Source organism: Bradyrhizobium sp. UFLA05-153 (assembly GCF_054185185.1).
Window position 1 is genome coordinate 1 of record NZ_JBBIAM010000204.1, and the last position, 9042, is coordinate 9042.

General features: G+C 66.0%; 6 protein-coding genes. 3 read left to right on the forward strand and 3 right to left on the reverse strand.

Annotated elements, in window-relative coordinates; genetic code table 11:
* The 3 genes from Q2941_RS49015 to Q2941_RS49025 all read left to right on the forward strand — a co-directional run.
* Positions 1-622 (forward strand): response regulator transcription factor (locus Q2941_RS49015; protein ID WP_458197162.1); only part of this gene is annotated, 622 nt, incomplete at its 5' end.
* Complete coding sequence (locus Q2941_RS49020; RefSeq protein ID WP_027521264.1) at positions 606-2066, forward strand: sensor histidine kinase; 1461 nt, start codon at positions 606-608, stop codon at positions 2064-2066. The genes Q2941_RS49015 and Q2941_RS49020, both read left to right, overlap by 17 nt.
* Positions 2063-5029 carry a bifunctional [glutamine synthetase] adenylyltransferase/[glutamine synthetase]-adenylyl-L-tyrosine phosphorylase gene (locus Q2941_RS49025; RefSeq protein ID WP_458197163.1) on the forward strand — a complete coding sequence of 989 codons (2967 nt, stop codon included), beginning with the start codon at positions 2063-2065 and terminating at the stop codon, positions 5027-5029. The genes Q2941_RS49020 and Q2941_RS49025 overlap by 4 nt, the downstream gene beginning before the upstream one ends.
* On the opposite strand, the gene Q2941_RS49030 is transcribed toward Q2941_RS49025, so the two are convergent.
* From Q2941_RS49030 to fdhF, 3 genes are read right to left on the reverse strand one after another with little or no spacing between them, the layout of a single operon-like run.
* Positions 5004-5237, reverse strand: a complete 234-nt coding sequence (locus tag Q2941_RS49030) for a formate dehydrogenase subunit delta (RefSeq protein WP_027521262.1) — start codon at positions 5235-5237, stop codon at positions 5004-5006. The two genes, Q2941_RS49025 and Q2941_RS49030, sit on opposite strands and share 26 nt — an antisense overlap.
* Complete coding sequence (fdhD, locus tag Q2941_RS49035) at positions 5227-6051, reverse strand: formate dehydrogenase accessory sulfurtransferase FdhD (protein ID WP_254113273.1); 825 nt, start codon at positions 6049-6051, stop codon at positions 5227-5229. Before fdhD ends, Q2941_RS49030 begins: the two co-directional genes overlap by 11 nt.
* A 4-nt stretch (positions 6052-6055) precedes the next feature.
* Entirely contained in the window at positions 6056-8929 is a 2874-nt protein-coding gene (gene fdhF / locus Q2941_RS49040) for a formate dehydrogenase subunit alpha (protein ID WP_458197164.1), read from the reverse strand.
* Positions 8930-9042 lie beyond the last annotated feature (113 nt).

The window sequence follows — 9042 nt, forward strand, 5'->3', positions numbered from 1 at the left end:
TCGCGAAGTCGGTCACATCGCCGACCACGCCTCTGACGGCGAGGAAGGCCTCTCCATGGCCGAGAGCGGCGACTACGACGTGCTGGTGGTCGACCGCATGCTGCCCAAGCGCGACGGCCTGTCGCTGATCGGCGCCCTGCGCGAAAAGGGCGATTCGTCGCCGGTGCTGATTCTCTCAGCGCTCGGCCAGGTCGACGACCGCATCAAGGGCCTGCGTGCGGGTGGCGATGACTATCTGCCGAAACCGTATTCGTTCGCCGAGCTGCTCGCGCGCGTCGAGGTGCTGTCGCGCCGTCGCGGCGGTCCCGCCGAGGACACGGTCTATCGCGTCGGCGATCTCGAGCTCGACCGGCTCTCCCATCGCGTCGCCCGCGGCAAGGACGAGCTGACGCTCCAGCCGCGCGAGTTCCGGCTGCTCGAATATCTGATGAAGCATGCGGGACAGGTGGTGACGCGCACCATGCTCCTGGAGAATGTCTGGGACTATCATTTCGATCCGCAAACCAACGTGATCGACGTGCACATCTCGCGGCTGCGCTCCAAGATCGACAAGGGCTTCGATCGGCCGCTGCTGCACACGATCCGCGGCGCGGGGTACATGATCCGTGACGGCATTCGGTAAGCTGATCCGCACCACGGCGTTCCGGCTGACGCTGGTCTACCTGTTTCTGTTTGCGGTGTTTGCCGCATCGCTGCTCGGCTATTTCGCCTGGAATACGCGGCGGCTGATCACCGAAGAGATTACCCAGACGGTGAATGCGGAGACTTCGGAGATCAACGAGATCTACGGTCGCCGCGGCATGCGCGGCCTGGTCCTTGCGATCGAATACCGGGCGCTGCGTCCGGGCGCCAACCTCTACCTCGTGACCACGCCGACGGGGCAGGCGATTGCCGGCAATGTCGGCTCGCTGGCACCGGGCGTGATGGCGACGCGTGGCTGGTCGGAGACCGCCTACCGGCGCATTGAGGATGCGGATGATCGCGACCATCGCGCACTCGTGCGCGTCACCGAACTGGAAAACGGCTTCCGCCTTCTGATCGGCCGCGACCTCGCCGAGCGGCGGCGCCTGTTCGGCATCGTCGCCAAGGCCGCGCAATGGTCGATCCTGATCGTCGTCGTGCTCGGCCTCGGCGGCGGAATCTTCGTCGCCCGCCGCGTGCTCACGCGCATCGATGCGATGAGCGGCACGGCGCATCGCATCATGACAGGCGATCTCAGCGAGCGCCTGCCGGTGGGGCGCAGCGGCGACGAGCTCGACCGGCTCGCGGAGAACCTCAATGCCATGCTGGAGCGCATCGAGGCGCTGATGGCCGGGCTAAAGGAGGTTTCCGACAACATCGCCCACGATCTCAAGACGCCGCTGACGCGCCTGCGCAACCGCGCCGAGGAGGCGCTGGCGAAATCGGGCAGTGAGGCCGAATATCGCGCGGCACTGGAACGGACCATCGAGGAATCGGACGGGCTGATCCGCACCTTCAATGCGCTGTTGATGATCGCCCGCGCCGAATCCGGCCAGGCGCGCGGCAACATGGACGATTTCGACGCCTCCGACGTCGCGGGCGGCATCCACGAGCTCTACGAGCCGCTCGCCGAGGACGACGGCATGACGTTGAAGGTGAAGGCTGAGCCGACGCCGGTCCACGGCAACCGCGAGCTGATCAGTCAGGCGCTCGCCAATCTGGTCGAGAACGCGATCAAATATGGCAAGCCGGTCGCGCAGTCCGCTGGAACCGTGGTCAGCATGGACAGCCGCCAGATCCTCATCGAGGCAAGGCGCGAAGGCGATCACGTGCTGCTCAGCGTCACCGATCGCGGCCCCGGAATTCCGGAAGGCGATCGCAAGCATGCCGTGGAGCGTTTTGTGCGGCTCGAGGCGAGCCGGACGCTGCCGGGCTCGGGCCTGGGCCTCAGCCTTGCCGCCGCGGTTGCAACGCTGCATGGCGGTGAGTTGAAGTTGGGCGATGCCCATCCCGGCCTCATCGCCACGCTCGTCCTGCCCGCGCGCACTGGGGCCAGCGACAGGGTTGCTCCCCCAATACCGGATGTGTCACAGAAGGTGGCATGAATCTCTCCGCGCCGGGAAACGCGGACAAGCATGGTGGGAATCTGGCCGCACGCTTCGCGGAAGGCCCGCATGTTGCCGCTTCCACCACCGCCGAACAACGTCTTCGTGACTGGCTCGCGGAGCTCGAGCCGCAGCAGGCGGCTGCGATCGCGGCGCTGCTCGATCATCCCTTCGTTCGTCCGATCCTGGCCGGCCTAGCGGAATTCTCACCCTATCTGTTCGACCTGATCCGCAGCGATCCGGCGCGATTGATCCGGCTGCTTGGCTGCGATCCCGATGCACATCTGGCATCGCTGATTGACGACGCCAGGCGCGCCGTGCTCGCCGCCACCGAGGAAGCCGAGGTGATGCGACTACTCCGCCGCATGAAATCGGAGGCCGCGCTGCTGATCGCGCTCTGCGACATCGGCGGCGTTTGGCCGGTGATGCGGGTGACGGCGGCATTGACCGATGTCGCGGTGTCCTCGGTCCAGACGGCGCTCCGGTTCCTGCTGCGGCAGGACGCCGCACGCGGCAAGCTGTTGTCGGCCAATCCGGAAGCTCCGGAACAAGGCTGCGGCCTGATCGTGCTGGCGATGGGCAAGATGGGCGCGGGTGAGCTGAACTATTCCAGCGACATCGACCTGATCGTGTTCTTCGATCCCGACGCGACGACGCTTGCGCCCGATATCGAGCCGCAGCCCTTCTTCGTGCGGGTGACGCAGGGGCTTGCGCGCCTGCTGCAACAGCGCACCTATGACGGCTACGTGTTCCGCGTCGATCTGCGGCTGCGGCCCGATCCGTCGTCGACGCAAGTGGCGATCTCGCGCGACGCCGCGCTGCATTACTACGAGCGGGAAGGGCGCACCTGGGAGCGTGCGGCCATGATCAAGGCCCGCGCCTGTGCCGGCGACCTGAAGGCTGGCGAGGCGCTGCTTGCCGACATCGCGCCGTTCGTCTGGCGCAAGCATCTCGACTTCGCCGCGCTCGCCGATGTCCATGACATGAAGCGGCAGATGCAGACCTATCGCGGCCAGAGTGAGGTCGCGGTCGAAGGCCATAACGTGAAGGTCGGGCGTGGCGGCATTCGCGAGATCGAGTTCTTTGCCCAGACCCAGCAGTTGATCGCCGGAGGCCGTCATCCGGAGTTGCGGGTACGGCCGACGCTCGTTGCGCTCGACGTGCTCGCCGCCAGCAACTGGATCACCTTCGAGGCGCGCGACGAACTGACCAAAGCTTACCAATTCCTGCGCCGGGTCGAGCATCGTCTCCAGATGATCGCAGACGAGCAGACCCACGCCTTGCCTGACGACAAGGAGGCCGTGGAGCGCCTGGCCTGGTTCTTCGGCTATGCCAGCCGTGAGGCCTTTGCGCGTGATCTCCTGCGTCAGCTCGGCATCGTCCAGGGTCACTACGAAAAACTGTTCGAGGGCGATCCGACCGGTACGGCCAAGCTGCCGGCGATCGACTATGGTGCGGGTCCCGACGATCCGCGCCTGTTGCAGCAGCTGTTGACGCTCGGCTTCAAGAAGCCTGCCGCCGTCGCACAGACCGTGCTTGACTGGATCACCGGCGACTACCGCGTGTTCCGTAACGAGGCGACCCGCAGCGCCTTTGTCGAGTTCGTGCCGGCCCTGATCGACGGGCTTGCCCATGCCGAGGAGCCGGACCGCGCGGTCGCGGCGTTCGATCATTTCCTGCAAGCCCTGCAGCGCGGCGGGCGGCTGATCACGCTGCTCAGCCAGAACCGCGATCTCGTTGCCCTCGTGGCGCTGGTGCTGGGCGCGGCGCCCCGGCTCGGCGAGATGCTGGCGCGCCAGCCGCAATTGATGGACGGGCTGATCGATCCGCGCTTCTTCGGCGCGATGCCTGACAGGCAGGAACTGTCGGCACGGCTCGCGGCCACGGTGCGCGATGCGGATTCCTACGAGGAGTTCCTCGACCGGCTACGCCTGTTCGGGCAGGAGAGCCTGTTTCTGATCGGCACGCGCATCCTTTCGGGAACGGTTTCCGCGCAACAGGCGAGCACTGCCTTCGCCGACGTCGCGGAGGGCATCGTGCACACCGTGCATGGACTGGTCGCAGATCGCTTCGCCGCCCAGCATGGCCGGATCAAGCGGCAGGAAACTGCGATTATCGCCATGGGCCGGCTTGGCAGCCGCGAGATGACGGCGTCCTCCGATCTCGACCTGATCCTGCTCTATGATTTCGACGGCGAGAATCCAGATTCAGATGGACCGAAGTCGCTCCAGGGCGCGCATTATTTCGCGCGCTTCACCCAGCGTCTGATCAGTGCCTTCACGACGCGGACCAATTACGGCGTGCTCTACGAGATCGACATGCGGCTGCGTCCGTCGGGACGCGCGGGGCCCGTGGCTTCCAGCATCGCCTCCTTCGACGACTATCAGGCTCACGAGGCCTGGACCTGGGAGCACATGGCGCTGACGCGCGCCCGCGTCGTCTCGGCTTCGCCGGAATTTCGCGCGCGGATCGAGACGGTCATCCGCGAGGTGCTGACGCGGCGGCGCGATCCCGTCACTATTGCCAACGACGTCGCCGACATGCGCCGCGCGATCGCGCAGGAGAAGGGCGAGACCGACTATTGGGACCTCAAATATGCCGCCGGCGGCCTGGTCGATATCGACTTCATCGCGCAATATCTCCAGCTCGTCCACGCGCACGACAAGCCTGACATTCTCGATGTCTCGACCATGCAGGTGCTGGAGAACGCTGCAAGGCTCGGCGTGCTGGCGCACTCGGAGGCCGAGATCCTGCGCGCGGCAGCGCGGCTCTACCACGATCTGACCCAGATTCTGCGCCTCTGCGTCAGCGACCGCTTCAAGCCGGAGACGGCCGGCGTCGACCTGCATGGGGTGATGACGCGCGCAGGCGACGCGCCGGATTTCTCATCGCTCGAAGCCCGCGTGAAGGAGACGCAGAGCGAGGTGCGGCGCGTGTTCAGGGCGGTGTTGGAAGGGCAGTAGCCTCTTTCAGCGATGCGATGGCCTGGCGGACATCAGGCTCCAGCCCTGCGCCGCCGGCGTCGAGATGCGCGAAGATCGCGCGCTTCATCCGAGGATCCCAGAACTTCCTGATGTGCTCGGCGATGCCCGGCACGGCCTTGTCATGGCCCTGGCTCTGGAAGAATTTGCCGATCTGGTTGGCCATGTAGATCAAGCGGTCAGGCGACATCGGCAACCTCCGTGGCAAGGCTCGCTATGCGGCTGCCATGCGTGAACACTTCAAATCCGTCCTGCCGGGCGATGGCAATCAGCGTGATGCCGGCGGCTTCCGCGGTGCGCACGGCAAGCGCGGTGGGCGCGGAGACCGCCACCATCACCGGCGCGCCGATCGCGGCCGTCTTCTGCACCATCTCCACGGAAACGCGGCTCGTCAGCAGCGCCATGCCGCCGCTCGCGTCCGTGCGGCTGCGCGCCAGCGCGCCTGCAAGCTTGTCGAGTGCGTTATGGCGGCCGACATCCTCGCGCAGTGCGACGAGGCCGCGGGCAGGGGACCAGAATGCGGCGGCATGCACGGCGCGGGTCTGCATGTTGATCGCTTGCAGCGGAGCAATGCCCTGCATCGCCGACATGATCTGCTCTGGCGTGAAGGTTTGCCCCTGCGGCACGACTGCGGCGGGGCGCACCGCTTCCGCAATCGACTCGATGCCGCAGATGCCGCAGCCGGTCGGCCCAGCGATGTGGCGCCGCCGCTCGCTCATGCGTCCGGCATCTTCCGAGGCCAGCCACATCCGGAGCTCGATGCCGTCATCGAGGCGAACCACCTCGAGCGACTGGATGTCGTCGGCGGATTTCACGATGCCTTCGCTCAGGCTGAAGCCGACGGCGAAGTCCTCGAGATTTTGCGGCGTCCCCATCATGACGGCATAGGTGCCGCCATTGTAGGTCAGCGCGATCGGCGTCTCCTCCGGGATCAGCCGTGTCCCGCCGGATGCCGCCCCGTCGCGCCAGCTCTCCCGATCGATCGCCTGAACCGCCACGTGCATCGGCCTACTCCGCGGCTTCCGCGGGCGCGATACGGCGCGAATGCCGCGCCTGCGCGTCATAGGCCTTCTGCCAGTCGGACGGTCCGTTGGACGGTGACACCTGCACGGCGGTGACCTTGTATTCGGGGCAGTTGGTCGCCCAGTCCGAATATTCGGTAGTGATCACGTTGGCCTGCGTGTCCGGATGGTGGAACGTGGTGTAGACCACGCCCGGCGCGACGCGGTCGGTGATTTCCGCGCGCAGCGTGGTCTCACCGGCGCGGCTCTTCAGCCGCACCCAGTCGCCGTCACGCACGCCGCGCTGCTCGGCGTCGTGCGGATGGATTTCCAGCCGGTCCTCGGCATGCCAGACCACGTTGTCGGTGCGTCTGGTCTGCGCGCCGACATTGTACTGGCTGAGGATGCGCCCCGTGGTCAGCAGCAGCGGATAGCGCGGTCCGGTGCGCTCGTCGGTCGCGACATACTCGGTAACGACGAACTTGCCCTTGCCGCGGACGAAGCCGTCGATATGCATCACCGGCGTGCCCTCGGGCGCTTTCTCGTTGCAGGGCCACTGCACCGAGCCGAGCTCGTCGAGCCTTGCGTAGGAGACGCCGGCGAACGTCGGCGTCAGCGCCGCGATCTCGTCCATGATCTCGGAGGGGTGTTTGTAGTTCATCTCGAAGCCCATGGCCTTCGCAAGCCCGATGGTGACCTCCCAATCCGCAAGGCCGTTCTTCGGCGTCGTCACCTTGCGGACGCGCTGGATGCGGCGCTCGGCATTGGTGAAGGTGCCGTCCTTCTCGAGGAAGCTCGATCCGGGCAGGAAGACATGGGCGTAGTTGGCGGTCTCGTTGAGGAAGAGGTCATGGACGATGACGCATTCCATCGCCGAGAGCGCCGCCACCACGTGCGACGTGTTGGGATCGGACTGCAGGATGTCCTCGCCCTGCACGTAGATCCCCATGAAGGTGCCTTCGACCGCAGCATCGAACATGTTGGGAATGCGCAGGCCCGGCTCGGGATTGAGCCTGACGTTCCACATCGCCTCGAACTGGTCGCGCACGGCGTCGCCGGAGATGTGGCGATAGCCGGGTAGTTCGTGCGGGAACGAGCCCATGTCGCAGGAGCCTTGCACGTTGTTCTGGCCGCGCAGCGGGTTCACGCCGACGCCGGGGCGGCCGATATTGCCGGTCGCCATCGCGAGATTGGCGATCGCGATCACCGTGGTCGAGCCCTGGCTGTGCTCGGTGACGCCGAGCCCGTAATAGATCGCGCCATTGCCGCCGGTGGCGTAGGTCCGCGCCGCTTCGCGCAGCACATTGGGATCGACGCCGGTCAGGATGGCGGTCGCCTCCGGGCTGTTCTTGGGCTGCGCGACGAACGCCGCCCATTCCTCGAACTCGCTCCAGTCGCAGCGCTCGCGCACGAAGGCCTCGTTGACGAGCCCCTCGGTGACGATGACATGCGCCAGCGCCGTCATGACCGCGACGTTGGTGCCGGGCATTAGCGGCAGATGCAGCGCCTTCACGTGAGGCGATTCCACCATCTCGGTGCGGCGCGGATCGATCACGATGAGTTTTGCACCCTGCCGCAGCCGCTTCTTCAGGCGGGAAGCGAACACGGGGTGGGCGGAGGCCGGGTTGGCGCCGATGACAACGACGACATCGGTATCTTCGACCGAGTCGAAATCCTGCGTGCCTGCGGAGGTGCCGAAGGTGGTGGCAAGGCCATAGCCGGTCGGCGAGTGGCAGACGCGGGCACAGGTGTCGACATTGTTGTTGCCGAAGCCGGCGCGGATCAGCTTCTGCACCAGATAAGTCTCTTCATTGGTGCAGCGTGAGGAGGTGATACCGCCGATGGCGTCGCGGCCGTATTTCGTCTGGATGCCGCGCATCCTGGCCGCGGCAAACGAGAAGGCTTCGTCCCACGACACCTCGCGCCAGGGGTCCTCGATCCGCTCGCGGATCATCGGCTTGAGGATGCGTTCCTTGTGGTTCGTGTAGCCCCAGGCGAAGCGGCCCTTGACGCAGGAATGGCCGCGATTGGCCTTGCCGTCCTTCCACGGCACCATGCGGACGACTTCCTCGCCGCGCATCTCCGCCTTGAAGGCGCAGCCGACGCCGCAATAGGCGCAGGTGGTGACGACGGAGTGCTCGGGCTGGCCGATCTCGATCACCGACTTTTCCGTCAGCGTCGCGGTCGGGCAGGCCTGCACGCAGGCGCCGCAGGAGACGCATTCCGAGCCGAGGAAGCTTTCGCTCATGCCGGGCGAGACACGGCTCTCGAAGCCGCGGCCCGAGATCGTCAGCGCAAAGGTGCCTTGCACCTCTTCGCAGGCGCGGACGCAACGCGAGCAGACGATGCACTTGGAGGGATCGTAGGTGAAGTAGGGATTGGACTCGTCCTTCGGCAGCCAGGCGGGGTTCACGTCGCCATTGGACTTGGCGAAGACGTGGTTCTCGCCTTTATAGCCGTAGCGCACGTCGCGCAGGCCGACGGCGCCGGCCATGTCCTGCAACTCGCAATCGCCGTTCGCGCCGCAGGTGAGGCAGTCGAGCGGATGGTCGGAGATGTAGAGCTCCATCACGCCCTTGCGCAGCTTCTTCAGCCGCTCGGTCTGGGTGTGCACGACGAGGCCGTTCATCGCGGGCGTAGTGCAGGAGGCCGGCGTGCCGGCGCGGCCTTCGATCTCCACGAGACAGAGGCGGCAGGAGCCGAATGCATCCACCATGTCGGTCGCGCACAGCTTCGGGATCTGATGACCCGCCTCCATCGCCGCGCGCATGATCGAGGTGCCCTCGGGCACCGAGATCTCCTTGCCGTCGATGGTCAGCGTGACCATCGTTTCCGATTTCGAGCGCGGCGTGCCGAAGTCGATTTCCTCGATCAGAGACATCGTTGTTCTCCTATTCCGCGGCCTGAAGCGTGGCCGGTGCCGGGCCAAAATCTTCCCGGAAATGTTTCAGGGCACTCAGCACGGGGTAGGGCGTGAAGCCGCCGAGCGCGCAG

Excerpts from the sequence above, each read along its gene's own strand:
- Q2941_RS49025 (WP_458197163.1), top strand. The coding sequence starts at position 2,063 with ATGAATCTCTCCGCGCCGGGAAACGCGGACAAGCATGGTGGGAATCTG.
- Q2941_RS49030 (WP_027521262.1), bottom strand. The coding sequence starts at position 5,237 with ATGTCGCCTGACCGCTTGATCTACATGGCCAACCAGATCGGCAAATTC.
- fdhD (WP_254113273.1), bottom strand. The coding sequence starts at position 6,051 with ATGCACGTGGCGGTTCAGGCGATCGATCGGGAGAGCTGGCGCGACGGG.
- fdhF (WP_458197164.1), bottom strand. The coding sequence starts at position 8,929 with ATGTCTCTGATCGAGGAAATCGACTTCGGCACGCCGCGCTCGAAATCG.